The 25,000-nt window shown below is 63.0% G+C and carries 24 protein-coding genes and 3 pseudogenes; 17 read left to right on the top strand and 10 right to left on the bottom strand.

Annotated elements, in window-relative coordinates; translation table 11 throughout:
• Nucleotides 1-8 precede the first annotated feature (8 nt).
• Entirely contained in the window at nucleotides 9-902 is an 894-nt protein-coding gene (locus BM348_RS02190; protein WP_092901357.1) for a hypothetical protein, read from the bottom strand.
• Nucleotides 903-1,029: 127 nt separating this feature from the next.
• Nucleotides 1,030-2,094, bottom strand: a complete 1,065-nt coding sequence (locus tag BM348_RS02195) for a DUF5787 family protein (protein WP_175507082.1) — start codon at nucleotides 2,092-2,094, stop codon at nucleotides 1,030-1,032.
• 165 nt (nucleotides 2,095-2,259) lie between these two features.
• Here BM348_RS02195 and BM348_RS02200 point away from each other — a divergent pair, with 165 nt between their 5' ends.
• From BM348_RS02200 to BM348_RS02240, 9 genes are all read left to right on the top strand, one after another.
• The gene (locus BM348_RS02200) at nucleotides 2,260-3,492 is read left to right on the top strand and encodes a translation initiation factor IF-2 subunit gamma (RefSeq protein WP_092901359.1); all 1,233 of its coding nucleotides are present in this window, start codon (nucleotides 2,260-2,262) and stop codon (nucleotides 3,490-3,492) included.
• A 6-nt stretch (nucleotides 3,493-3,498) separates the two neighbouring features.
• Nucleotides 3,499-3,885: a PIN domain-containing protein gene (locus BM348_RS02205; RefSeq protein WP_092901362.1), complete on the top strand. Its 387-nt coding sequence runs from the start codon at nucleotides 3,499-3,501 to the stop codon at nucleotides 3,883-3,885.
• The gene (locus BM348_RS02210) at nucleotides 3,886-4,458 is read left to right on the top strand and encodes a DNA-directed RNA polymerase (protein WP_092901365.1); all 573 of its coding nucleotides are present in this window, start codon (nucleotides 3,886-3,888) and stop codon (nucleotides 4,456-4,458) included.
• Nucleotides 4,459-4,460: 2 nt separating this feature from the next.
• The gene (spt4, locus tag BM348_RS02215; protein WP_049953638.1) at nucleotides 4,461-4,658 is read left to right on the top strand and encodes a transcription elongation factor subunit Spt4; all 198 of its coding nucleotides are present in this window, start codon (nucleotides 4,461-4,463) and stop codon (nucleotides 4,656-4,658) included.
• 12 nt (nucleotides 4,659-4,670) lie between these two features.
• Nucleotides 4,671-5,318, top strand: a complete 648-nt coding sequence (locus BM348_RS02220; RefSeq protein WP_092901368.1) for a GTP-dependent dephospho-CoA kinase family protein — start codon at nucleotides 4,671-4,673, stop codon at nucleotides 5,316-5,318.
• 82 nt (nucleotides 5,319-5,400) lie between these two features.
• Nucleotides 5,401-6,492 (top strand): geranylgeranyl reductase family protein, encoded by a 1,092-nt coding sequence (locus tag BM348_RS02225; RefSeq protein WP_092901371.1) that lies wholly within the window; start codon nucleotides 5,401-5,403, stop codon nucleotides 6,490-6,492.
• A gap of 86 nt (nucleotides 6,493-6,578) precedes the next feature.
• Nucleotides 6,579-6,848 carry a type II toxin-antitoxin system HicB family antitoxin gene (locus BM348_RS02230; RefSeq protein ID WP_092901374.1) on the top strand — a complete coding sequence of 90 codons (270 nt, stop codon included), beginning with the start codon at nucleotides 6,579-6,581 and terminating at the stop codon, nucleotides 6,846-6,848.
• Between the two features lie 2 nt (nucleotides 6,849-6,850).
• On the top strand, nucleotides 6,851-7,102 hold the full coding sequence (locus tag BM348_RS02235) for a type II toxin-antitoxin system HicA family toxin (RefSeq protein WP_092901377.1): 252 nt from the start codon (nucleotides 6,851-6,853) through the stop codon (nucleotides 7,100-7,102).
• Nucleotides 7,103-7,214: 112 nt separating this feature from the next.
• Nucleotides 7,215-7,661 carry a hypothetical protein gene (locus tag BM348_RS02240; RefSeq protein WP_217641990.1) on the top strand — a complete coding sequence of 149 codons (447 nt, stop codon included), beginning with the start codon at nucleotides 7,215-7,217 and terminating at the stop codon, nucleotides 7,659-7,661.
• Between the two features lie 64 nt (nucleotides 7,662-7,725).
• Here the strand turns inward: BM348_RS02240 and ygfZ are convergent, their stop codons facing one another.
• A complete protein-coding gene (gene ygfZ, locus BM348_RS02245; RefSeq protein ID WP_092901382.1) occupies nucleotides 7,726-8,862 on the bottom strand; it encodes a CAF17-like 4Fe-4S cluster assembly/insertion protein YgfZ in 1,137 nt (378 codons plus the stop codon).
• Between the two features lie 117 nt (nucleotides 8,863-8,979).
• The gene (locus BM348_RS02250; RefSeq protein ID WP_092901385.1) at nucleotides 8,980-9,282 is read right to left on the bottom strand and encodes a DUF6432 family protein; all 303 of its coding nucleotides are present in this window, start codon (nucleotides 9,280-9,282) and stop codon (nucleotides 8,980-8,982) included.
• A 217-nt stretch (nucleotides 9,283-9,499) separates the two neighbouring features.
• Between BM348_RS02250 and BM348_RS02255 the strand changes: the two genes are divergently transcribed.
• The 3 genes from BM348_RS02255 to BM348_RS02265 all read left to right on the top strand — a co-directional run bounded on the left by BM348_RS02255 (nucleotide 9,500) and on the right by BM348_RS02265 (nucleotide 11,724).
• Nucleotides 9,500-10,576, top strand: a complete 1,077-nt coding sequence (locus BM348_RS02255) for a DUF7093 family protein (RefSeq protein ID WP_092901388.1) — start codon at nucleotides 9,500-9,502, stop codon at nucleotides 10,574-10,576.
• Between the two features lie 461 nt (nucleotides 10,577-11,037).
• On the top strand, nucleotides 11,038-11,421 hold the full coding sequence (locus BM348_RS02260) for a DUF5611 family protein (RefSeq protein ID WP_092901391.1): 384 nt from the start codon (nucleotides 11,038-11,040) through the stop codon (nucleotides 11,419-11,421).
• Nucleotides 11,422-11,535: 114 nt separating this feature from the next.
• Nucleotides 11,536-11,724, top strand: a complete 189-nt coding sequence (locus BM348_RS02265) for a hypothetical protein (RefSeq protein ID WP_092901394.1) — start codon at nucleotides 11,536-11,538, stop codon at nucleotides 11,722-11,724.
• 51 nt (nucleotides 11,725-11,775) lie between these two features.
• Here the strand turns inward: BM348_RS02265 and BM348_RS02270 are convergent, their stop codons facing one another.
• The gene (locus BM348_RS02270) at nucleotides 11,776-13,302 is read right to left on the bottom strand and encodes a heme-binding protein (RefSeq protein ID WP_092901397.1); all 1,527 of its coding nucleotides are present in this window, start codon (nucleotides 13,300-13,302) and stop codon (nucleotides 11,776-11,778) included.
• A gap of 119 nt (nucleotides 13,303-13,421) precedes the next feature.
• Here BM348_RS02270 and BM348_RS02275 point away from each other — a divergent pair.
• Both BM348_RS02275 and BM348_RS21760 read left to right on the top strand, forming a co-directional pair.
• Nucleotides 13,422-13,946 (top strand): annotated as a pseudogene (locus tag BM348_RS02275) (PadR family transcriptional regulator).
• Between the two features lie 106 nt (nucleotides 13,947-14,052).
• A pseudogene (locus BM348_RS21760) lies at nucleotides 14,053-14,326 on the top strand (IS6 family transposase); the annotation flags it as partial.
• Between the two features lie 10 nt (nucleotides 14,327-14,336).
• On the opposite strand, the pseudogene BM348_RS02280 reads toward BM348_RS21760, so the two are convergent.
• The 4 genes and pseudogenes from BM348_RS02280 to pyrH all read right to left on the bottom strand — a co-directional run bounded on the left by BM348_RS02280 (nucleotide 14,337) and on the right by pyrH (nucleotide 20,998).
• Nucleotides 14,337-15,659, bottom strand: a pseudogene (locus BM348_RS02280) (ISH6 family transposase).
• Between the two features lie 974 nt (nucleotides 15,660-16,633).
• Nucleotides 16,634-18,484, bottom strand: coding sequence for a site-2 protease family protein (locus BM348_RS02290; protein WP_092901400.1), 1,851 nt, complete (start codon nucleotides 18,482-18,484; stop codon nucleotides 16,634-16,636).
• A gap of 103 nt (nucleotides 18,485-18,587) precedes the next feature.
• The gene (gene lysS, locus BM348_RS02295; RefSeq protein WP_092901403.1) at nucleotides 18,588-20,276 is read right to left on the bottom strand and encodes a lysine--tRNA ligase; all 1,689 of its coding nucleotides are present in this window, start codon (nucleotides 20,274-20,276) and stop codon (nucleotides 18,588-18,590) included.
• Entirely contained in the window at nucleotides 20,273-20,998 is a 726-nt protein-coding gene (gene pyrH, locus BM348_RS02300; protein ID WP_050051238.1) for a UMP kinase, read from the bottom strand. The genes lysS and pyrH overlap by 4 nt, the downstream gene beginning before the upstream one ends.
• A 201-nt stretch (nucleotides 20,999-21,199) precedes the next feature.
• On the opposite strand from pyrH, the gene BM348_RS02305 reads away from it, so the two are divergent.
• The 3 genes from BM348_RS02305 to BM348_RS02315 all read left to right on the top strand — a co-directional run bounded on the left by BM348_RS02305 (nucleotide 21,200) and on the right by BM348_RS02315 (nucleotide 23,957).
• Nucleotides 21,200-22,033 carry a molybdopterin synthase gene (locus BM348_RS02305; RefSeq protein WP_092901406.1) on the top strand — a complete coding sequence of 278 codons (834 nt, stop codon included), beginning with the start codon at nucleotides 21,200-21,202 and terminating at the stop codon, nucleotides 22,031-22,033.
• A gap of 254 nt (nucleotides 22,034-22,287) precedes the next feature.
• Entirely contained in the window at nucleotides 22,288-22,527 is a 240-nt protein-coding gene (locus BM348_RS02310) for a DUF7123 family protein (protein ID WP_092901409.1), read from the top strand.
• Between the two features lie 254 nt (nucleotides 22,528-22,781).
• Nucleotides 22,782-23,957, top strand: a complete 1,176-nt coding sequence (locus BM348_RS02315; RefSeq protein WP_092901412.1) for a site-2 protease family protein — start codon at nucleotides 22,782-22,784, stop codon at nucleotides 23,955-23,957.
• 98 nt (nucleotides 23,958-24,055) lie between these two features.
• Here the strand turns inward: BM348_RS02315 and thiL are convergent, their stop codons facing one another.
• A complete protein-coding gene (gene thiL, locus BM348_RS02320; protein WP_092901415.1) occupies nucleotides 24,056-25,000 on the bottom strand; it encodes a thiamine-phosphate kinase in 945 nt (314 codons plus the stop codon).

A 25,000-nucleotide genomic window follows, 5' to 3' on the forward strand; every position in this document is an offset into this window, starting at 1 on the left:
TTCGGTGGTTACAGCCCGCGGCGGGTCGCCTCGCCGCGAACCGTCCAGGTGAAGACGTCGCCGATTTCGACCAACGGCCGCTCGCTTCGAAGCTCGAGCAGCCCTTCCATCGCCGCCGAGTCCGAGATGGAGCCCTCGAGCGAGAGCGTGACGGCGTCGTCGTGCTCGGCGGTGATCGTCCCCTCGCCCGCTGGCCAGTGTTGTTCGTAGCCGGCCGCCCAGCCGCTCTCGAGCTCCGTCGAGAACCCCATCTGGCACTGGCCGCTGTCGGGGGTGATCGGCCGTTCCGGAAGCACCGATCGAACCTCGACGGCCGGGTCGACGGCGAGTTCGTGCTCGAGCCGTCGGAGGCGCAATCGCTCGAGACGATCGCTTTCGACACCACACAGCGAGTAGAGTCGAACGCCGTAGAGATACGAGCCGTCGACGCGATCCGACGCTTTCTCCAGACTGATCGTGTTCTGGACGTCGATGCCGCTCGAGTCGCTGTCGTCGATATCGCCAGTTTCGACATTCGAGCCGTTCCCGTCACTCTCGTTCGTTTCGGTATTCGAGTCACCCCCGTCGCCCCAGATTCGGTATCGCTCGTTCCACGCGTCGATCATCGTCAGATTGGCGGTGTGGCTTCCCGAACTCAGTCGATCCGGATTCGGCTCACACTGTTGGAAAGCTCCGTCGGATCGGTCCGGTTCGTACTCTTCGGGGGCGGGATCCGGCGGGTCCTCGTCGATGTCGAACGCCTCGTCGACGGTCAGCGTCCGCTCGAGTTCGACGTCTTCGCGCTCTTCGGAGAGGGCTCGGTACCCGGTGACGGTGCCGACGCCACCGAGACCGACCAGACCGGCGGTAGCCAGCACGGTTCGTCGTCGGAGACGCGGGGAATCGTCGGTGTCGGAGGGCATACCCGCCACGTGAACGTGAACTAACTAATAATCTAGTATACTCGCTGGGTCTGTCGTCATTTCAGATCAATTGGAAGAGCAGCCCGACGACACCGGCGATGACCGCCGACAGGAACGGCTTCTCGAGCTATCCGAACCGATCCAGCCCGGACTGGCGTCGCCGCCGCCCGCTCGGGTCGCGCCGCCACGGCGTTCGCCGATCGCGTTCTTCCTCGAGATCGACCTCGGGCTCCGCAGCGGGCTCGTAGCCCGGACACGCGGGCCCACACTCCGATTCCGCGTCGACGATTCGGCCCTTCCACCGACAGAACGGGAGCGGCGTCGCCGTCCCCGGCTCGGGGCCGTCGGAGCGCTCTTCGTCGGCGGGGCTCCCCGCTTCGCAGGCCTCACAGTCGGGGAACCGGAACGTCCGCCATCCCTTGCCGAAGGCCCGCTCGGCGATCCGCCTGCGCGTTCGGGCCTTTCGCTCCGGCGGGACGATCGCGACCTCGGTGTGGCCCGGGTGGTACTCGAGCGGTTCGACGCCGGGTTCGTCCACGGCGAGCGGGATCGGCTCTCGGATCACGTCGATCTCGAGTGGTCTCCCGTCCGCCACGTCGTCGGCGTCTCCCCTCGAGACGCGCCAGACGCCGATCTCCTCGGGGATTCGATTGAGGTGGGCCCGCGTGACGTAGCTCTCGGTCGCGAGGATAGCCTCGTCGACCAGCCCGAGGCTCGCGTCGGTTCGAAGCTGAGCCTCGAGGTCGCCGGGCGTTCCCAGATCGGGCTTGTTCTCGATGCCGACGAGTCGCCCGAACCAGTCGGGGTAGCGCGCGACCTGCCGGACGTACCGGCGACCGTTTCGGCGTTCCCCCTCGAAGAAGTCGATCTCGAGCGCGCGCTCGACGGCGCTCCTGGCGCGTTCGGGGTGACAATCGTCGGGGAACGCCGCCTTCCAGTAGCGGGCGGTTCCCGGGCCGACGTCGGATTCGATCGCCGCATCGGGGATCGTCTCGCTCGTCAGCGCCAGTCGATCCGCGAACGCCGGTCCCGGCTCGACGCAGACGATATCGAGGATGCGACCGCCCGGTTTCGCGACGGCCCCGCCCAGTTGGCGGGCGACGACGTCCGTGCCGGCGGCTCCGGGCCTGCCGGCCGACTCGAGGTGGGCGCACAACTCGAGTTCGAACGCAAACTCGGACACGATTGCCATGAGGGCCCCAGTGGCGAAAAGGGGTCTGATCTACCGGCGCTCGAAACCGTCCAATCTGGCCGACCGACAGCGACTCGAGTACGTTCCGGCGGGGGGATTCGCCCCGAGAACAGTAGGTTTATCAAGCGCACACGGGAAGGAATATTCAAGATTACTCATCGTCTTATGACAGGAATCCAACAACCGGAGGTGAACATTGGGCTCGTCGGTCACGTCGACCACGGCAAGACGACGCTTGTACAGGCGCTCAGTGGGTCGTGGACGGACCAGCACTCAGAGGAGATGAAACGCGGAATCTCCATCAGGCTCGGCTACGCGGACGCGACGTTCCGCACGTGCCCAGGCGTCGACGAACCCGAATGCTACACCGTCGAGGAAGAGTGTCCAGACGGCTCCGAGAGCGAACCGCTCCGGACCGTCTCGTTCGTCGACGCGCCGGGTCACGAGACCCTGATGGCGACGATGCTCTCGGGCGCGTCGCTGATGGACGGCGCCGTGCTCGTCGTCAGCGCCAACGAACCCGTTCCCCAGCCCCAGACCGAAGAGCACCTGATGGCGCTGGATCTCATCGGCATCGACAACATCGTCATCGCCCAGAACAAGGTCGACCTCGTCGACGGCGAGACCGCACGCTCGAACTACGAACAGATTCAGGAGTTCGTCGAGGGGACCGTCGCCGAAGACGCCCCCGTCGTCCCCGTCAGCGCGGGACAGGACGTGAACATGGATCTGCTCATCAGCGCAATCGAGGAGGAGATTCCGACCCCCGAGCGCGACCCCGACACCGACGCGCGACTCCACGTCGCACGCAGTTTCGACATCAACAAGCCGGGAACGACGTTCGAAGACCTCACCGGGGGCGTCCTCGGCGGCAGTCTCGTCGCCGGCGAACTCGAGGTCGAGGACGAACTTGAGGTCAAACCCGGCCGCGAGGTCGAAGAGGGCGGCCAGAGCGAGTACGTCCCGATCGAGACGACGATCCGGTCGCTGCAGGCCGGCGGCGAAGACGTCGACACCGTCACGCCCGGCGGCCTGCTCGGCGTCGGAACGGGACTCGATCCGTCGCTGACGAAAGGCGACGCGCTGGCGGGCCAGATGGCCGGTCCGCCCGGCTCGCTACCGCCGACGTGGGAGCAGTTCACGATGGACGTCGACCTGCTCGAGCGCGTCGTCGGCGTCGACGGCGGCGAGACCGTCGAGGAGATCAGCACGGGCGAGCCGCTCATGATGACCGTCGGCACGTCGACGACCGTCGGCGCGGTCACGAGCGCGCGCGAGGGCGAGTGCGAGGTCAAACTCAAGCGGCCGGTCTGTGCCGATCCGGGCGCGAAAATCGCGATCAACCGCCGGATCGGTGCGCGCTGGCGGCTGATCGGCCTCGGAACGTTGACGGAGTAATCTCCGATGGCCTCGCGGGTCGCTCTCGATACGAGTGCGCTGATGATGCCGGTCGAACTCGACGTGCGACTGTTCGACGAACTCGACAGACTCCTGGGGGAGTTCGAGCCAACGACGCCCCAGTCGGTTGTCGAGGAACTTCGCCGTCTCGGCGAGAAAGGCGGCACGGAGGGCACCGCGGCGTCCGTCGGCCACGACTTAGCGACCGACCGCTGTCTCGTGGTCGACACCGAGGAATCGTACGCAGACGACGCGCTGGTCGAACTCGCCCGCGAGGGTGCAGTCGACTACGTCGTCACGAACGACCGCCCGCTACGCGACCGGGTCCTCGAAGCGCGGAGACCGGTAATTGCATTACGCGGGAGAAACAAGTTGGCAGTAACTCAACCATAGATGTACAAACGGGCTAGATTAACTGACACCGTCGAAGTACCGCCAGCAGAGCTGGGCGACGTTTCGCCCCAGCTCGTCAAGCGACTGCTCCAGGACAAACTGGAGGGACGAATGGACGAGGAAGTCGGCAGCGTCGTCTCCGTCACCGAGGTTCACGATATCGGCGAGGGGACCGTTTTGCCGAACGAACCCGGCGTCTACTACGAAGCCGAGTTCGACGCGATCACGTTCGACCCGCAGATGCAGGAAGTCGTCGACGGCACCGTCGTCGAGGTCGTCGAGTTCGGTGCCTTCATCGGCATCGGCCCCGTCGACGGACTGCTCCACGTCTCGCAGATCAGCGACGAGTACCTCGCGTTCGACGCCGAGAATCAGCAACTCGCGTCGAACGAATCGAATCGCACGCTCGGCGTCGACGACGCCGTCCGCGCGCGCATCGTCACCAAGAGCATCGACGAGCGCAATCCGCGGGACTCGAAGATTGGCCTGACCGCCAAACAGCCCGGCCTCGGGAAACACGGCTGGCTGCAGGAAGACCGAGAGCAACGCGAAGAAGCCGCGGCGGGTGAGTGACGATGGCGTCGAACCGTCTCGTCTGTCGCGAGTGCCACCGGGTCAACGACGCCGACGCCGAGACCTGCGAAAGCTGCGCCTCGTCGTCGCTGACCGAGGACTGGGCCGGTTACGTCGTCATCGCCCACCCTCAGGAAAGTCAGATCGCAACGGAGATGCAGGTCACCGAACCCGGCGCGTACGCGCTCAAAGTCCGGTGATCCGTTCGTCCCGTGACTCCTGGCGATCCCGACCCCGACGATGCAGAGCGAGACCGAACTGACGCGGAGAGCGCCGACGAAACCGAATCCGTTCCTCCGAGCACTACCGACTCGAGCAGCGATGCCCAGGCTTCACTTTCGCTTCCCGTCGAGGCTCGAGGCGACCTCAAAGACCCCTTCGGACCGATCGAGACCGACGCCGACATCTTGCTGTCGTCGGTTTCCGGCCCGTTGATCGCCATCGGCGACGTCGTTACCTATCACCTGCTGCAGGCCGGCCGCCAGCCGGACGTCTCGCTGGTCGACGGCCGAACCAAACGCAGCGCGGTCGACGAGGAGATAGAACAGGCCGTCACCGAGGGCGTGAGCCTCGAGGTCGAGAACCCGCCGGGGCAGATCACCGAGGACCTCGTCGAGACGCTCCTGACCGCGATGGCCGCCGACGAACCGACCACGATACTCGTAGACGGCGAGGAGGACCTCGCCGCGCTCCCGGCGATCGTCGCAGCGCCGGACGGCGCGAGCATCGTCTACGGCCAACCCGACGAGGGGATGGTTCACGTTCGGGTCGACGACGAGATTCGAAAGCAGGTCCGCGCTCTCCTCGAGCGCTTCGAGGGCGACGGCGACGCCATCTGGGAGTTGCTCTCGGACGCCTGAGGCCCTTTTCAGATACCGAACTGGATCGGACGAGCCGAGAGACTCGAGAAACTATTTACTCGACCGCGCGAACGTGACGTGTATGTACGATTTCGTCGTCGTCGGCGTCGGCCCGCCGGGGGCGAGGTTCGCCCGTCGGGCGGCCGAGAACGGCCACGACGTGCTCGCACTCGAGAAGGGATCGATCGGCGAGCCGCTGGCCTGCTCGGGACACGTCAGCACCGACCTCTGGGAGTTCACCGGCGCGGATGCTCGCGAGGACCTCCTACAGAACGAGGTTCGCGGCGCTCGATTTCACGTGGGTGGACCGGGCAGCGACGCCTACCCGTTCTACAAGGACGAGGTCGTTTCGAACGTGATCGACCGGGTGGGGTTGGATCGCCACCTCGCGGACCTCGCCCGGGACGCGGGCGCGGACGTTCGGGACGAACACACCGTGACCGCCGTTCGCGAGTCGACCGATTCCGTCGAGGTCGACGTCTCGGGCCCCGACGGAACCGAGACGTTCGAGGCGAAGATGGTCGCCGGCTGCGACGGCCCGCGCTCGAGGGTTCGAGACGCTTTGTCGCTGCCGGAACCGGACGAACTGCTCCACGGGGTGCTCGCCTTTTCGGACGAGGCAGACCACGAGGACTTCGTCGACGTACATCTCACCGCGCCGCGGTTTTTCGCGTGGCGGATCCCCCGCGGCGACGCCGGCGTGGAGTACGGCCTCGCCGCGCCGCCGGGCGTGCAGGTGAACAAACACTTCGAAGAACTCGTCGACGGCTACGAGGTCGACGTTTCACACCGCTGTTCGGGGGCGATCCCGATCGGCCCGCCGGATCGAGTGACGACGCGTCGGGGCTTCCTACTCGGGGACGCGGCCGCCCAGACGAAACCGTTCACCGGGGGCGGCATCCTCTACAGCATGACCTGCGCCGACCACGCCGCCCGCGAGATCGATCCCGACCGTCCGACGACGCTCGCGGCCTACGAACACGCCTGGCGCGCGGAACTCGAGCGCGAACAGCGACTCGGCCACCTCATTCGTCGAGCTTACTCGCTGCCCGAACCCGTCCAGCGAATCGGACTCGGTGCGCTCTCCGGCGAGATCGGCGTCCACATGGACCGGCCGACCTCCGCGTTCTCGCTCGAGCACGTCCAGGCGATGGTCTCGAGCCTGCGGCGGTAGTACAGGAGTGGTTCTGAGCCCTGCGTCGGATACACTTCATCAGGTGCCGAACACTTATACGAATCGTTCGCCAATTTGCATCTACCATGGCCAGTTCGACGAGCGAAGGGAGTGGCCACGACCACGAGATCCGCCTCTGGCGAGAGGACGACTGGTGGATCGCAAAAGACGTTGATTCGGGCGTAACTACGCAAGGTCCGTCCCGTAGTCGTGCACTCGATAATCTCGATGAAGCAGTCGCACTCCACAATGGCGAAACTGGCAGCCAGCCAACCGATGAGGAGCTTCGAGAGCTGGGAATCGATCCTGCAGAGAATACGACTGGTGACCAAGAACTGCCGGATATCCTGAAGTGAGGATGGGGAGACGGACGTTTTCCGGTATGGAAGTCATAAAAGTGCTGGTTAACGGCGGCGGGTTCGAATGGCGACGAACGACCGGTGACCACGCCCAACTGTATTACGAACATCCAACGAATGAGGACGACCGAAGACGCGTCACGGTCCCGCTACACGACGAGCTCCGAACGGGGACGCTACGCGCCATTGCCGACGATGCGGGCGCACGAAACTTTGACGCCTTCTGTACGTGGATCGACCACAATTCGTGATCTATCTCCCAAAATTCGGTCTCGAGCGGTGTTGTCGACGACAAAAGCTTCATCTACGAGTGTCACGTTGTGTAACTATACTCATATGAAGGATTTGTTGACGGCTGCGGCTGTGCTGTTCGGTTCGCTGGTTTTGTTCGTTCCGCTGACCGTCGTGACGATCCTCGTCGCGGCCGATACGTTGTGGATCGTCGGGACGAGCGCTCTGCTCCAGAATGAACTCGCCTACGCGGCCGTCTGCCTCCTCGCGTTGGGTTTCGGATACGTGACTGCGATGGAGATCTGTCGCGTCCGGTTGCACGGGTTCGACCAGCTTCACCGCGGGACGCGCCCCCGGCGACTTGCTCGACACGGCGTGTTAGGTGTTGTCTCGGTCGCAGCAGCCATCGCTCTCGGTCGTATCCTGCTCGATGCGATATCCGTCGGCTTCGCGAACGGCGATCCAGAAATCATCGGTCTCGGTGTTGCGGGGCTACTGGCGCTCTCGTGGGTCGGTGTTCGCTCTCTCAGTGCGTTTCGCGCTGGAACCCGGCGGTTTCGGGACGGCGCGGCGGAGTGAGCGGTGCTCGAGTCGATCACCCGCCCAGCTACGATTCTCGGAGTCTCCGACGAGCGCCTCTGCCCTACTCGTAGACGGGTAGTCGCGCCGATTGATCCGACCCCTCGACGAACGGCAGCGGCTCTCGCGTCGCGGGCACCTCTTCGCCGTCGACGCGAACCGTTAGCTCCGTGGTCTCGAGGTCGTAATCGACCGTCGCGAGCGCGATCGGGTACTCAAGCATCGGGCTCACGTCGGCGCGGGTGATCTCGCCGACGGCGTCGTCGCCGTCGAACACGGCCGCGCCGCTCGCGGGAATCGCGCGGTCGCCGTCGTCGTCTTCCCCCTCGCCGTCTCCGTCCGCCGCTCGGTCTTCGAGCGACAGCCCCACGAGGCGCTTGCTCGGCCGCCCGCGGTTCTCGACCCTCGAGACGACCTCCTGGCCGACGAAACAGCCCTTCTCGTAGTCGACGGCGTGGTCGAGCCCGAGGACGTTCGGAATCCGTCCCTCGAGTTCGGTCTCGAAGAGGGGCGAACCGGCCTCGAGCGAGAGCGTGTCCCAGGTTCGGTAGCCGAAGGGTGCGGCGTTCAGTCCCTGGTTCAGGAGGGTGTCGTAGACGGCCGCCGCGTCGTCGGCCCCACAGATCACCTCGTAGCTCTCCTCGCCGGTGAGCGCGTCGGTTCGGATCACGGTCACGCCCTCATCGCCCATCGACCCGCGGACGAACGAGTAGCGCTCGTCGGGCGTCGAGGTCTGGTTCAACACGCTTGCGACCTTCTCGGTCGCCTTCGGGCCGTGGACGCCGAAGGTCCCGAACTCGTCGGTCGCGACCCGAATCTCGACGTCCTGGATGAACACCTTTTCCGACCACTCCGAGGCCAGGTCGTCGGCGCGGTCTGGCGGGGTGAACAACAGCAGTCGCTCGCCCGCGTTGTAGACGTAGAGTTCGATCTCGATGCCGCCCTGGGGATCGAGGACGAGCGCGTAACAGCCCTCGCCGTCCGCGCTCGGCACTCGATTCGTCACGACGTTGTCGACGTACTCGAGGCGGTCCGCTCCCTCCACCACGACGACGCCATAGGCGGATTCGATCAGTCCGACCGCGTTTCGAACGGCCATGTGTGCCCGTTCCGGCCGTCCGTAATGTTCGACGACGGTCCGATCGCCTCGGTCGCCGAACGTCGCTCCGTGGTCCTCGTGTCGCGACTCGATAACGCTCATAGGAAAGGAGACGGGCCAGACGCTATCAGGCGTTTCGATCTCTCGAGTCTGCCGGCGAGTTCTCGAGGGCGGTACTCGGCCGCTCGAGGACACGGCTGCTCGCGGGGGCGTCGGGTCCTAAAACGGGAGCCGCTCGCGAATCCACTCCCCGAGTGACTCTTCCCCCGCTTCCTCGTCCTCCGAAACGTCGGGAACGACTCGATCGTCGGGTTTGATGACCGCCCGCCCGCCGGTTCGATCGACGTCGATCAGCCCGTCGTCTTTGAGCGTCGCCAGCGCGTCCTCGAGCTCGTCGATCTCGACGGAGACGGCAGCGCGAAGTTCGAAGACGGTCATGCCGTCCTCGAGGTTGTTGACGAGTTCGTCGAGTACCGCCACCTGCGTTCGCTCTCGATCCCGGTACTCAGACTTCGCTTTCATCCAGTCTCGTATTTGTTGACCCGGGATTTGACGTTTGCCGTTCCGTCGTCTCCGCGCCGGTCTTCGTCCGTCTTCTCTGACTCGATCGAAAACACCTCTCTGTCCGGAGAGTCTATCCACCTGGAAACTCCCGTTCCGACGCCGTGGCTCGTCTAGCCGTCAACGAGTATACCACTTGCAGTACGTTTTTTATGCCGTGACTAGATACGACTTGATAATGGTACTGCGATGTTCGCTGCTCGGTCACAACTACGGCGAGCCCGAAGTCGACCGCGAGCGCGAAGAACGGGGCAGCGAAGTCGTCCTCACTGTTACCGAGTTTCAAGCGTGTCAACGCTGCGGTGAGCGAAACGTCATCAGCGAAAACACGGAGGTGACGAGTATCGTTCCCGGTGACAGAGCGGCTCGATCCCGTGACGAACCCGTTGAACCCGACGAGCAGCGCCCATCGACCAGCGAATCCGACGGGCAGCAGCCGGCGGTCGGCGAGTCGCCCGGTCAAGGGCCACCGGCCGGCGACGCGGCTCCGACCCGCGAGCGCGAGCCGACCGCCACATCGGACGCCGTCGGTTCTACCGACGATCAGGCCGCGGCTTCGGGACCGGATTCCGCTGCCGGTGCGCACGCTGCGGGCGGAGAGACCGGAGCGACCGCGGCCGAAGGCGACGAGGAACTCGAGGTTCCGACGGACGAAAACGGTGACCCGATCGTCGATGACGGCGAAATTCTCGAGGACGAGCCGACCGACTCGAGCGTCGGCGACCGACGCCACGGCGAGTGGCCCGATTCCGAAGACGTCGGACCGCCGGTCGACACGTCCGACGAGCCGCCCGCCTGGCCCGAGGACGAGCAGGCCGACGGCGACGTCGATACCGACGACCGAGCAGCCGAACCCGAAACCCAGCCCGAAGACGACGCGGTGATTCTCGAGAACGATTCGGGTTCTGCGTCGGCCTCGACGACCGAAACCGACAAACAGTTCGATTACAGCGTCAGTGCGACCGGCGAGTCGGAGGCGTCGGAGACTGATTCCAAGGCCGCCGCTGGCGTCGACGCCACGGCGTCCGCTCCCGAACGCGAGGCGACGGCTGCGGAGTCGACGGGGCCCGAAACCGGCATCGCCAGCGCCCAAAGCGCACCCGTTCCCGGCGAAAGTTCGCCGACGGACGGTGCGAGAACGGAGTTTTACTGTCCGCAGTGTTCCTTCGTCGCGCCGGGTGACAGTGGTTCGCTCCGAACCGGCGACATCTGTCCGGAGTGCAAGAAGGGCTATCTCGGCGAGCGAAACGCGTAGCAAGGCGGGTTCCGTATGCACCCGTCCCGATTCGGGACGCTCTGTTTCATCTATAGCGGTGTGTTACTGCCCGTGACCCGGCCGTTGATCTATCGCCCAGACCTCAGTCTTGCCGTGGTCGGGAACGCAGTGACGGCTCTCTGTCTTCTGTTCGTGGGGGTGTTTCGGCTGTATTCGGAGCAGGAAGAAGAACGGCCCGCAGCGTATGGTTCGTTCGCCTGTGGAATGGCGCTCTCCTCGCTTCTGGCCACGACCTCTTTCTGGCCGGCGTCTCTATGCGCTGGTGGTAGGAACGCGGTATCCGTTTTGGCCTCGAAAAGCGCCTGTCCGCTCGCCCCAATCTCACGACAGAGTCACTGGAGCCAGTCCCGCCCGACGACCGTCCTCGAGTTGCGATTTCGGGATTCGTCCGGTCAGCGGCTATGAAAAGAGGTAAACACTCCGCCGTATATCTCCAATTCATGAAGGAGTACAAGATGCGACGTGGTGAGCACCTCGAGGATCGGATTCCCGACATGGAAGCCACGGTCGAGGAGTACTTCGGACCAATCACCGGCACCGAGGAGTACAAGGGAAGCGACCTCTACGTCGTCGAGGAACCGGACAACCCGGTTTTCGAGCGTATCGTCGTCGGCGCGGTCGAGTACTCCGGCAAGAAGGACAAACTCGGTGTCGACTTCGTCGAGCGCGACCCCGCCGAACTCGGCCCCGACGAACTCGAGGCCGCAGGCGACGCCGTCTCGGCGAAAAACGAGTTCCTCCTCGAGGCGACCGCTCGGGACGCCAAATCTCGACGCGACTCGCTGAAGCGATCCGTCGAGGACGACCCGGACCACGACCTGTAGCTCGCGACGTTTCGTTCGCGTTTCTCGTCACAGCCAAACACACTCTCGAGCGCTCCCACTGGCGATCGGCTCGCCTTCGAAATAGCTAACAGAGTCCCGCCGTAACCCCCGATAATGGAGCTACAGGCGTTCGTCTTCGCGACGGCGATCACACACGTCGGATTCGCGGCGTTCGTCGTCGGACACGCGTACTGGACCGACGAGGACGCCGAGTACTGGCCGTATCTCACCCTCGCGTTCGGACTCGCGGGGCTGGCCGGCTATTTCTTCTACGACGAACTCGAGGGAAGCGCGAACATCTGAACGGCGGCGAAACGAATCCGCGACGCGTCGGCGACCGGTTACAGCACTCTCTCAGGCGAGGAAGACGTGTCGCGGTCGGTCCGCCAGCACGTCGCGGCCGAACTCGACGGTCTCGGAGAACGCGTCGCTTCGGAAGAACTCCATCGCGTCCTCGCGCGAATCCCACCGACTGGCGATGAACATGTCGAGTTCGTTCTCGCGATTGACCAGCAGATCCGTCTTGCGGTGGCCGTCCATGTCCGCGAGCACGCCGGCCACGTCGCCGAAGGTGTCGACGAAATCCCCGTGGTACTCGTCCTTGACGGTGTAGAACATCCCCATCGTTCCCCAGGAATCTGACTCGTCGTCGCCGGCCTGTCGGACGATTTCGGGCAGATCCGAGAGGAACCCGGCCGCGGTGCTCGCCGCGCGTTCGGTCTCCCAGAGGCTCACGACCGCCGTCTCGGCGTCGTCGCTCGAGCCCTCGTAGACCGCCGTCTTCACGTGCGTATCGTAGTGATCGAAGTTACTCCGCAGGCCCTCGACTTCCTCGAAGAGGTCCTCGGGATCGGCTTCTGAGTAGAGGACGACCGCGTGGACGTCCTCGCCGTGTGGCTGGCCCGCGTAGACCCCGACGTCCTCGAGTTCCTCGCGGATGCTCGCGTCGTCTTCGTCGCCGTGGTCGTCCCCGCCGCCATGACCGGCGCCGTGATGACTGCCTTCGTTCGAGTCGCCGTGGCCTTCAGATCCGCCGTGGTGGTGGCCGTCTCCTGTCTCGCCGTGGCCGTGTCCGTGCCCCGAACTCGCGGCCTCCTGGGGGACGAACTCGCCGGCGAGGTACGCGCCGAGATTCTCGGGTGCGAACCGGCGGCCGAAGAGGAAGCGGCCGAATTCCCCGAAGCGCGAACTCGAGGGATCAAAGCGCATCTCGTACAGTAGTTCCTTGATGTCGGTCGGATCGTCACCGAAGAGCGTGACGCCCCACTCGAAGTCGTCGAGGCCGATGCTGCCGGAGATGATCTGGGTGACCCGGCCGGCGTACTGCTTGCCGATCTCGCCGTGGCCGGACATGTACTCGGCGCGCTCCTCGAAGGAGAGATCGTACCAGTTCCACTCCTCGTCGCGGCGCTTGTCCATCGGGTAGAAGTTCGCGTACTCGTAGTCCGGAATCTCGGGTTTAAGCCGCGACTCGATGTACTGGGCCATCCCGGTGTCCTCGACCTCGCTGTCTTCCTCGAAGTACTCCTCGGACATGTACCCCGAGACTTCGGTCACCGAGACGTAGGAGTCGACCTGTTCGGTGAACTCCGCGAGCGCGGTGTGTTCGAACCGCCGCTCGAGCACGTCGAGATCGGCCGGCGACGGCCGCAGGTGCAAGAACATGAGATCGGCCTTGTGGCCGAGGATTCCGTACGTCGCCGAGTCGCCTTCCGCGGCGTCCTCGAGTCGCTCGCACGCCGAGAGATACTCGATGCCTTCCTCGATCGCCTGCTGGCGGCGACGTTCGGGGGCGTCTCGCCAGGCGTCCCAGTCGATCGCCCGGAAGTCGTGAAAGACGTACCAACCCTCCTCGGTCTGTGGCGGTCTGCGTCGTTCCATGTATCGGGGTTAGGCCGGGACCGCTAAGAAGGACAGGGTTTTCCCCGGCGTCCGGCGATTCCGGGCGACGATCGCGGTGACCGAAACCATTTACGGCCGCCGAATCAACTCGGAGTTACATGCGGAAAAGTGGGCCGCCGAGGGGACTCATCGCCTATCTCGTCCTCGAACTCCTCGAGGAAAAGCCCCGGTACGGCTACGAGATTCTCAAAGAGATTCGCGACATCAGCGGCGGCCACTGGGAGCCCTCCTACGGCTCCGTCTACCCCATCCTCTACAAGTTCGAGGAGAAGGGGTGGGCCGAACGACTCGAGCGCGAGGACGAACCCGACCGGAAGTACTTCGAACTCACCGACGCCGGCCTCGAGGAACTCGAAGAACGGCGCGCGAGCGGCCCTGAGAAGGCTCGAGACTTCGCCGACGTCATCCTCGGCTTTTTCCACGTCTACGCGGCCTTCTCGACGGACGACAGGTTCGAGATCCCGGATATAGAGGGCGAGTGACGCTTCGACGAGGAGTTCAGCGCCTGGGTCGTCGAACAGGTCGTCCGCCACCACGAACACTACTTCGATACCGATTTCGAACGCGTAGCGGACACGCCCGAGGAGTTCTACGAGCGACACGGCGTCGATTCCGACGAGTAAGTACGGACGTATCCGGACCAGTTGTTCGGCGTGGATCTGCTTGAGCTCTTGCGGCAGTGTTCAGCTAAGGTTGAAGGAATGAAACGTAGCGTTTTCAAAGTGATTCATACCCGAAAACGCACGTATCTGTCCTATTATCTGTAAGTTGGATTGGGTTTTGTAGAGCGAGAAGCAACACCGCTGCTGTTGATGTGATTTAGTATTCAGCTATATCTTGCCGGTCTTTCGCTCTTGAAGACTGTTTAATTTCTCGCGATTTTCGGTGTTGGACGTGCTCGACCGACCGTTCATAACTGGGTTCTCAAAGCCGATTACAGCTCGATTCTGGTCGGAATACAGATCACGTTGCGGTTAACGAAACCGTGATCCGACTCGACGAACCGTTTAGACTTAACCTCCGGTGGCTGTGACCGAAACGGTGCAACGAATCTTGCTGTGAACTGACCGCTGCAGGAACTCATCGAAAAATGATCGGTAGCGGCCTGGACAGCATATTTCACGAGGTACAGTTGCAACAGGACCTCTAACCCGTCTTTTGAACATCTCAGTCCATCGCGTTTGCACCGCTTGGCGACTTCACCCATCGTCCGCCCCACAGGATTCGAGGTGCCGTGGACCTCGAATCCGGTGAGTGTATCCTCCACAAACGTCACTATCGACGGCACCCTCGTAGCAGATACTCCGCAGCGTTCGGAGACGAGAGCGGCTCTAACTGCTATGCTATCCTCCTCACCCCTCTATTGTTCGGGCGATCTGCGAGCGGATCGCCACATGGTTCCCTTCGAACCGTGTTTCTCAACAGAATTCTTCAGATGGAAAATCTCTCCTGCAACTTCCGAGACGATCTTTTTGCGGTCATCTAATGAGATGCCACCATCGTCCCACAGCTTGTAGCTGAGTGTTCGTGGGACATGAGCTAAATTGAGTTGTGTGCACATGAGCCATCGGTAAATGCCGTGCCGAGACGCTGTTCTGCGTCACTGACGATGTGACGGTCGTCAGTGATCGCATTGGTTTCAGCAAGCGAAGTTGCCGTTTCATTCCAGTTAGCATTGATCGAGACGTCCAGTAAAGACTGCGTGTCTTCGGTGGTATCCTCCTAGAGGGCCACTTGGATGTCGTGGTAGTTACGGCCGTCGTCCTGATTATAGCACTTTGTGCCGTCAGGAATGCCGGTATCGGTGTCTATGCCGGGGAGATGGTCTGCGATAAACTCTCTGAGTTCGTTGCCGTATTCCTTGACGCGGCAGTGGTTGGTACTGGACGACGGCATCGTTTCGAAGCGGTCACCATGAGAAGCAGCGTCGCGATAGGAGAGTGTGGTATCTATATCGACGCTTTGGGCGGGGATACCTGTTAATAGCGTCATTTCCTATCGGAGTCGATGAGGTCTTCGATAGTGCAGAAGTGAGAAGATTCATCGTTAGTGGTAGCCCTGTCTTCGACGTAATTGAGGGTGAATTGGTGCTTGCCGGCGGTGGTAACCGCCGAGCGAGTGATGGTTGCCGGACGTTGGAATCGTTTGTTCCCGTTGATATATACGTGTTTATCGCCGCAGTACGTCTCAACGAGCGCCTCAAGAAGTGTTGATCCGACACTCCGGTCGGTGAGAAACTCCGCAAAGGCGTCAAGGGGATACTGCTCGGTCGGATCAGTGGACAGAATGAAGTGACTGGTGAGTGTGAGCTCAATTCGGGGCGTTCCTGTGTGCATACTAGAACTATTCTCTTTCTTATAGGTGTCAGCTACGACTTCGTATTGACGGCATTGAGCTATAGGCGTCCATGTCGGATTATCGTAGCCCGCTTCCGATGGCGACGCCGCCAGCCGTCGCCGTCGGTTCTGTCCACTGGTCTTTAGTGAGATGAGTAGATTGACCGGGGCGACAGTGCCAAGCCAATCGTACACCGTTTGTTCGGGAAATCCGAGCAATTCTCAATTTCTGCCGGTAATTTCCCCTGTCGATATAGCAGAGCACTCGTGAGACGTTTGACTGCTTTCCCATCGGTTTCCATGCGTAGTTGCTGTAGCAACTGCTCCTCATTGATACCCTCCAACTTGCCGCCCCACGTCGTCATGAGACACTTTATGCGTCCTGCGGATATGAACTAGTCTGCTAATCTCTATCTGACTCATTAACAATGTTCTTCACAAGACTGATTTCCATATAATGTAATGGTAGAAACGTTTATCAATATGGATGGTAATAAGTAAGTGATGTCGAGAAAAATAATCAATTGTTGTATTGCGCTATTACTGATGAGTATGCTTTTGGTTGTGCCAGCAGCAGCGTCACCAGCTATTACTAGTTCATCACCTAACCAACCAGACGAAAATATGAGGTCTGGGGAGGTTACCACCACATGCATTATTTGTGATCCCGGGGCTGTTATTCTCCCATATGTTGGCAAGACAATATGCCAGGCTAATGACGCTTATAGGTGGGATGAAGATGAAGGTCAATGCTATGAGCTGATATAGACTCGTTTTCACTAGTACCGTTCCAAGCCTGAAATGATTGGTGGAATCAATATCGGCTGTCGGTTTCAACTATTAATCAACAGTTGAAGCGGTACTAACTGTTTCGACTCAATTAGTGACTTCAAGCGGTCATCCCGTTAATATACAATATAATAATGTGTTTGAATGTAATATTCCCCATGGATCATAACTCAATTTAGTAATATTCAATTTAACATTCCCGGCGCGAACAACATCGCGAGGAAGCTCCCCAACATCGTGATGCCGACGGCCGTCGTGACCGCACGGACCATGCCTCGAGTCGCCTCGAACGGTAACCGGGAGGCGATCGCTTCCGTGCTCGTCCGGAGGATGTGGCCCCCGTCGAGCGGGAACGCGGGGACGCAGTTGAAAAAGCCGAGTTGGACGTTGATCCACCCGGTCCAGAAAAGCAGGTTCGCGGCGACGAACACCGGCCCGTCGCCGAACGCCGCAAGCGCTCCCTGTGCCTCGTAGAAGTTCTGGACCCCGCCGGTGAAGCCGGCGAAGTTGAACGGCATCATCGGCGTGATGCCGATGATCGGGAGGAACAACACGAGGGCGGCCTTTCCGAGGAACGAGTCGACGATCCCGCCGCCGAATCCGCCGCTTTGCTCGCCGCCGAGAATCGCGAGGTAGTCGCCCGCGGGGTAGTACTGCACACCGAGATCACTCATCGAGATTCCCGACGCTTCCTCGAACGTGCTCTGTACCCCGATTAGTTCGTAGTCGAACTCCGGATGTTCGTCGAGGGTCACGTCGTACTCGACGCGTTCACCGTCGGCGTAGCCCGACACGGCGACGTCCTGGCCGGGTTCGGTCTCCGAAAGGAAGTCGCTGAGGTCCTCGGTCGACTGGATGCGTTGGTCGCCGAGCGCCGTGATCGTGAGCGGCTCGTCCGTCGACGCGCCCGCCTCGGCAAGCGGCGCGTCGGGGGCGACTTGCACCGTCGAACCGATCGGCACGTCCTCGAGCTGGATCGTCTCTCCGCCGTCGCCGCGTTCGACCGTGAGTGCGACGGTTTCGGCGTCCCCGACGGCGTCGTAGAAGCCGGCTTCAGTGCCGACCTCCTCTCCGTCGACCTCGAGGATCCGATCGCCGACGCCGACGTCGACGGGGCCGCCCTCGATCGCGGCGGTCACGAGCAAGGAGCGCTCGACGGTCGTCGTTTCCTCGCCGTTGAGTTCGATCTCGACTTCCTCGCTGTCGGTCTCTGCGAGCAGGCTCTCGAGGTCGCCGTTGGATTCGACCGGCGTGCCGTCGACGGCGGTGATCCGATCGTTCGCGCCGATGTCGGCGGTCGCAGCCGGAGAGCCGGGTGCCGAGCCGGCGATCGTCGCGCCGGGCGCGACGGCGATCGAGCCCGCGACCGGGCCGAACAACAGCGCGAACGCGACGATCGTGATCGCGAAGTTGTTCGTCACGCCAGCGGCGAACATGCGCGTCTGCCCGCCGCGGCTCGCGTTTCTCGAGCTCTCCTGTTCGGGCTCGACGAACGCGCCGATCGGCAGGACGGCGAGCATCGCGACGCCCATCGAGTCGATCTCGATGTCCTCGACGCGACAGAGCAGACCGTGTCCGCCCTCGTGGACGACCAATCCGACGAGCAGTCCGAACACGATACCCGGCGTCGCAGAGAGCGGGAGGAAGTCGTTGACGCCGGGGATCACCAGCACGTTTCGGGGCGTCTGTACGCTCGAGGGCTCCTGCGACATGATCGCACCGAAGGCCGCGAACAGGAGGAAGACGAACATGCTCACCATCACCACGATGGCGATGCCGACGCCGAAGTTCGCCCACGCTCGCCAGAACCGCTTCGGTTTCGCGAGCCAGTCGAGGAAGGCTCGCCCGCGTTTCGTGTGAACCGTCAGAATGGGCCCCTGCGTCTCGACGTACGACGGGAGCCACCCTCGATTCCGAAGCGCGATGATCCCGAGCCAGTAGGCCGCGATACCCACGAGAATCCACGATACGATTCCGCCCGACGTGATCGGCTCGAGGAACGCGGGCGACGCGGCTGCGAGGGGACCGTACTCCATTATCACTCTATCGGGGTGGCGTTCTCAAATGGCTTTTGTCTGTGACCGTCAGTCGACCGGCGGATGACGGCTCGAACGCGAGTCGTTCGTATGTCCTGCCGACCTATCGTTCGCGCCGCAGGCGGGCGACGACGAACTCCCGATCGACCTTCGCGAGGAACGGTCCGAGCTTGGGTCCCTGTTCTTCGTCGAAAAAGAGCCTGTAACCCGCGCCGAAAAAGGAGCCCATGTCGACCTCGTGGCGCTTTGCCGTCTCGTAGATCTCCTCTTGAATCTCGTCGGGGCCGTGGCCCTCCTCGACGAAGTCCGCGAGCTCCTCGAGTGCGACTTCGGTCGTCTCGTCGAAGTCGTGGTCCGGGATCGCCTCGCGTTTGAGTTCGTAGTCGAACTCGTTCTCGGTGCGACGCGCCCAGTTGCGAGCCTGCTCGACGCGACCGAGCGCGTCTGCGATCGCCTGCTCCGATGCGTCCTCCGGAATGTGGCCCTCTCGGCGGGCGATCTCCTCCCGAAGGTCAGGATCGTCGGTCATGCCGAGCACCGCGGCGAAGGTGTAGGGCAGCCGGATTCGGTCTTCGTCCGGCTCGTCGACGACCAGCGGATAGACCCGTTCTGCGAACGCCCGCTCGTCCTCGCTCGCCTCGACCTCGCCGTAATACACCGCCTCGAAGCGGTCGAACTCGTCGACCAGCAGGTCGAGCCGTTCGACGCTGAAGTCTCGAGCCTTGCTCGGATCCTTCGCGAAGAAGTATCGGAGGACTTCCGGCTCGATCAGTTCCAGTACGTCCGAGACAAGAATCACGTTCCCCGCGGACGACGAGAAGGGTTCGCCGTCGAGCGTGAACCACTCGTAGACCATCGGAACGGGCGGTTCGATGCCGAGGACGTTCTCCGCGACGTCGATACCGCTCGGCCACGAGCCTTCGGCGTGGTCCTTGCCGAACGGCTCGAAGTCGACGCCCAGCGCCTGCCACTGGGCCGGCCACTCGAAGCGCCACGGCAGCTTTCCGTCTCGGAGTGTGGCGGTTCCCTCGTGGCCACAGCCCTCGATCGTCTGGTCGCCGGCGTCCATGTCCGTACAGCGGTACTCGACGGTTCCCGCTTCGAGATCGACGTCGGTCACCGTCTCCGTTATCTTGCCACACTCGGCACAGATCGGATTGAAGGGGACGTAGTCGCCGTTTTCGTCGACCTTGTCCTGGTACTTCGAGAGTACCTCGCGGGCGGTGTCGCGGTTCTCGAGGACGTGTCGGGTGATCTCCTCGAGCTCGCCGCTCTCGTAGAGTTCGGTGGTCGAGACGAACTCGATCGGCACGTCGACGGCCGCCGCGCTGTCTTCGATGATCCGCGAGAAGTGCTCGCCGTAGGAGTCACAGCACCCGAAGGGATCGGGGATGTCGGTGTATGGCGAGCCGAGGTTTCGACCGAGCGCGCCGGCGTTTACCTCGCCCAAATCGACGAGGTTCCCCTCGAGATCACAGAGCGTTCGCGGGAGCCCGCGAAGCGGATCGCGGTCGTCGGCGGTGAACACCTGCGTGACCTCGTGGCCGCGTTCCCGAAGGACCTCGGCGACGAAGTAGCCGCGCATGATCTCGTTTACGTTTCCGAGGTGGGGAACGCCCGACGGCGAGATGCCGCCCTTGATCACGATCGGTTCGTCGGGGTCTCGGTCCTCGACCCTGTCTGCAACGTCGTCGGCCCAGAAGGCGTGGTGGGTCTCGCTCCCGTCCTCGTGCTGGAGCGTGTAGGGGCTGCTCGAGTCGGTCGTTTCGTCGGCGTTCGGTTCGGGGCTCATTGCTCGTCGCTCGCCCAGTAGGTCGGCTCCTCGCCCGCTCGCTCCGGAATGACGTCGGTCCCGTCGTGTTCCCCGCGTCGAACGGCCTCCGCGATTCGGTCCGGGTCGGTGCCGTCGAGGACGATCGTGCGCATGCCCGACCGCTCGATGATTTTGGCCGCCAGCAGGTCGACTGGCGCGGACGCCCCCGCGTTCATCTCGAGGCCCGCGATCACGTCGACGAGTTCGCTCGCGGTGAGTTCGTCGTACTTCGTGGCGCCGTCGGTTTCGTTGGGGTCGTCGCTGTAGACGCCCGAGACGCTCGTCGCGTAGATCAACAGGTCGGCGTCGACGTATTCCGCGAGGGCCGCCCCCACGGCGTCGGTCGTCTGTGCGGGTGCGACGCCGCCCATGACGCAGATGTCTCCCCGGCGCAGCGCCTCACTGGCTTCCTCGTAGTTGTGTGCGGGCGCGGTGACCGACTCCTCGCTGAGTGCGGCGATGAGCAATCGGGCGTTCAGCCGGGTTACGTCGATCCCGAGCTGATCGAGTTCGATCTCGTTCGCGTCGAGTTCGCGGGCGGCGCCGATGTAGTCCCGAGCGACGCCGCCGCCCCCGACGACGGCGCCGACGCGACACCCTTCCGAGACGAGGGTTTCGACGACGTCGGCGTGTTCTGCGACTCGAGCCGAACTCGGGTCCGGCACGAGAACGCTGCCACCGATAGAAACGACCACTTTCATACTACAGCGGTGTAGCGTGGTGGCGGGCTTAAGGATTATCAAGCCCGCTCGCGAGAGGGTGTGAGTCTCTTACATTCACTCAGCGATTGGTCGGTCTCAGTCGCCGCGTCGGAGCCTCCGGGCGGGATATCCTCGGCGCGGGCGGTAGGAACTTCGGCGCGGGCGACAGTTACAAACGCGAACGCACGCTATCTGTCTCGTATGCACGTACTCGGAGTTCTCGACCGCGCCTCGAGCGATCCGGCGCGCCTCGAGGCGGTCGTCGACCGCGTGGTCGATCGCCTCTCTCGAGCAGGGCGCGTCGGCGTCGTCCGCTACGACGCGACGATCGCCGACGGGACCCAGGAATCGCTGACTCCCGGCGGCGACGTGACCTACGAACTGGGGGCCGACGGCGACTGGGCCGCCGCCGGCACCGGCCTCTCGATCGGCGACGCGCTCGATACGCTCGCTCGAGACTGCGCGTACGCGGTCGTCGTGGGCGTCTCGATGCCGCGGTATCCGTCGATCGTGGTCGGCGAGTCGGACTCCAACGAGGAGAGCGGTCCCGTCCTCGCGTCGATCGCCTCGCCCGCCGACCTGGAATCGGTACCCCTCCGCGAGGAACTCGAGGGCTACGAACCGCACGAAACCCTCGACTCCCTCGTCAGCGAGCTAAAGCGCTCGCCGAAAGCCGATCGCGCCGGTGCGATCGCGACGTTTACCGGCCGGGTGCGCGCGAGAGACGACCCCGAGGACGACCGGACGGAGTACCTCGAGTTCGAGAAGTACGAGGGCGTCGCAGCACAGCGGATGGCGGCGATTCGCGAGGAACTCGAGGCTCGAGACGGCGTCTACGAGGTCCGCATGTATCACCGAACAGGTATCGTCGAAGACGGCGAAGACATCGTGTTCGTCGTCGTCCTCGCCGGACATCGTGCGGAGGCGTTTCGGACGGTCGAAGACGGGATCGACCGGCTGAAAGACGAGGTCCCGCTGTTCAAAAAGGAGGTCACCGTTGAGGACGAATTCTGGGTGCACGACCGGACCAGTTGAGTTTCACTCTGTTTCGACACATATACAACAACTACATAATCATAGGAATTGAAATATATGGTTTCCGTGAAGCTCAAATAATCGATAATGTATTAGATTCGGTTATAAAACTTCTAACTCGATATGAAACAGTCCTTGAGGTGTGTATAAAGGGTCGTGAAACGTCTATTCACCCCTTTCTGCCTGAATATATCCGAAAATCTGCTAACCGACCTCCCTTTATAACATACTTCCCCGACAAGGCGTAATCGTCGATGAGCACTACAGCCCACCCCTCCACGGAAAGCAAGGAACGTCGCCTGAAGAACTACCTGCGCAAACGCGTAGAAGACGGCGAACTGTACTTCAAAGGCAAGTTCATCGCTGACGACGTCGGCATGTCCCCCAAAGAGATCGGCGCGATGATGGTCAAACTCTCGGAGTCCGCGACGGACCTCGAGGTCGAGAAGTGGTCCTACACGAGCGCGACCACCTGGCGCGTCGAGTCCGCGTAACCGGCTGCTCGATCTCCGTTTACACGAACGACTACACTCCAACTCGACGATAATACGGTTGCTCGAACGACTACACCGCACTGAACGACCACACACTCACTATTCGATCACACAGTGTTCCCCTCTGTTCGTATTGGACGCCGTGACCCGATCCGACACCCGGCGCGTCGGCCTCGTTCGAACCCCCGTCGATCGATCGTCAGCGGCTGCCGTCCGGCAGTCGATTTATACGACACGAGGGTGAACCTCCGGTGATGGACGGTCCGGATTCGTCCGCCGTTGGACGACACTGGTATTCCTCCGCGAACGACGACGCCGCCGATCCGCCCGACGAGGGACCGCCGCTCGAGCGGATCGAGTCGACGTTCGTCGTTTCCGAAACACGACGGGAGGGCGAGACGCTTCTGTACGTCGGGACGCCGCTCGTTTCGCCCGAGTCGATGATGCGCGAACTGTGGTCGGTCTTTCGCGAAGCCGGCTACGAGGCGCGTTTGACGGTTCGGGACGGCCGGTACGTTATCGTCGCCGAGCCGACTCGCCTCGGAATCGGCGGCATCCCCTGGACGAACATCCTTCTGTTCGTGGCGACGGTCGTCTCGACGCTGTTTGCCGGTTCCATGTGGTACTACATCGATCCGTTTTCGAATCCGACGGAGATCTGGCGAGCCTGGCCGTTTACCGCGGCCATCCTCGGCGTCCTCGGCGTTCACGAGATGGGACACTACCTGATGAGTCGGTACCACAGGGTCAGCGCCTCGCTTCCCTATTTCATCCCCATTCCGACGCTCATCGGAACGATGGGTGCGGTGATCAAGATGAAAGGTCGAATGCCGAATCGAAAGGCGCTGTTCGATATCGGCGCTGCTGGACCGCTCGCGGGACTCGTCGCGACGGTCGGCGTGATCAGCGTCGGCCTCCACCTGCCGCCGGTCACCGTTCCCGACGCGCTTCTCAATAATCCGAACACGGTCGAGATCCAACTCGGCTATCCGCCGTTGCTCGAGTTTCTCGCATCGGCGTTCGACCAGCCGCTGTACCGAAACAATCCCGCGAGGGACGTCAATCCGGTCGTGATCGGCGGCTGGGTCGGGCTATTCGTCACGTTCTTGAATCTCATCCCCGTCGGCCAACTCGATGGCGGACACATCCTACGTTCCATGGCCGGATCCGTCCAGCAAACGATCGCCGCTATCGTCCCCGGCGCGCTGTTCGCGCTCGCGGGCTATCTCTACTACGTCGGCGATCACAGCCTCAACACGGTCACGATCTGGGGGTTCTGGGGACTGATCACGCTCTTCGTCGCGGCCGCCGGTCCCGCCCAGCCGGTCCACGACGAGCCGCTCGACCCGAAGCGCTTCGCGCTCGGCGCGGTGACGTTCGGGGTCGGACTCCTCTGTTTCACGCCGGTTCCGGTCATGATCGTCGGCTGACCGCTCGAAGGATGCCTCGACCTCGGCTGATCGCCCGAAGTCGGTGCTCCGACCTCGACTGACCGCTCGAAATCGGCGACTCGACTGATCGATTCGAGCTAGCCGTGCGTGTATCCCCGATCCGAGAGCGGTTCGCCGTCGATCGTGATGTCGCTCTCGACGACGGTCCCGATCGGTGTGAGCGGCACCGTCGTCGCGGCCTGTGCGGCTTCGAGCGCAGTCTCTGGAATCGTCGCGACGAGTTCGAAGTCCTCGCCGAAGGTGATCGTGCGCTCGAGGGCCGCCTCGTCCGTTTCGGTCGTCTCGAAGACGGCGTCGTCGACCGGGATCGTCTCGGCGTCGACGGCGAACCCGCAGTCCGACGCTTCGGAAAGCTGGTGGAGCGACCGGGCGAGCCCGTCGCTCGAGTCCATCATCGCGCTCGCGTGAGGGGCGAGCGCCCGTCCGGCCCCGACTCGCGGCTCGAACCGAAACAGCTCGTTCGCCCGCTCGAGCGCGGCGTCTCGTTCGTTCGCGTCCGTTTCGGTGCTACCCGACCAGTCACCGGATCCGTCGTCGCGCTCGAGTTTAGCACGGTCGAACAACTCGAGGGCGGCCGCGCTGCGGCCGAGCGTCCCGGTGACGCAGACGCGGTCGCCGACCGCCGCGCCGCTCCGGCGGACGGGTGCGTCCGTCGTTCCGAACGCCGTCGTCGCGACGGTGAACTCCTCGTGGCCGTCGAGGTCGCCGCCGACGTACTCCGCGCCGACGCGCTCGCAGACGTCGCTCGCGCCGCGAACGAACGCCAGTAGCTCCTCCTCGTCGAACTCTGGCGCGGCGTAGGCCGCGACGGCAGCGGTCGCTTGTCCGCCCATCGCGGCGACGTCGGAGAGCGACGCGCCGACGGCCCGCCAACCCGCGGTGTATCGGGTGGTTCCCGGCGGGAAGTCGGTCGTCTCGTGGAGCATGTCCGTCGTCACGACGAGGTCGTCGACGACGGCAGCATCGTCCCCGACCGGCCCGAGTTCGTCCTCGAGCACTGCCAGCGCGGCCCGTTCGTCCAT

This window comes from Halostagnicola kamekurae, from assembly GCF_900116205.1.
Lineage (GTDB): Archaea > Halobacteriota > Halobacteria > Halobacteriales > Natrialbaceae > Halostagnicola > Halostagnicola kamekurae.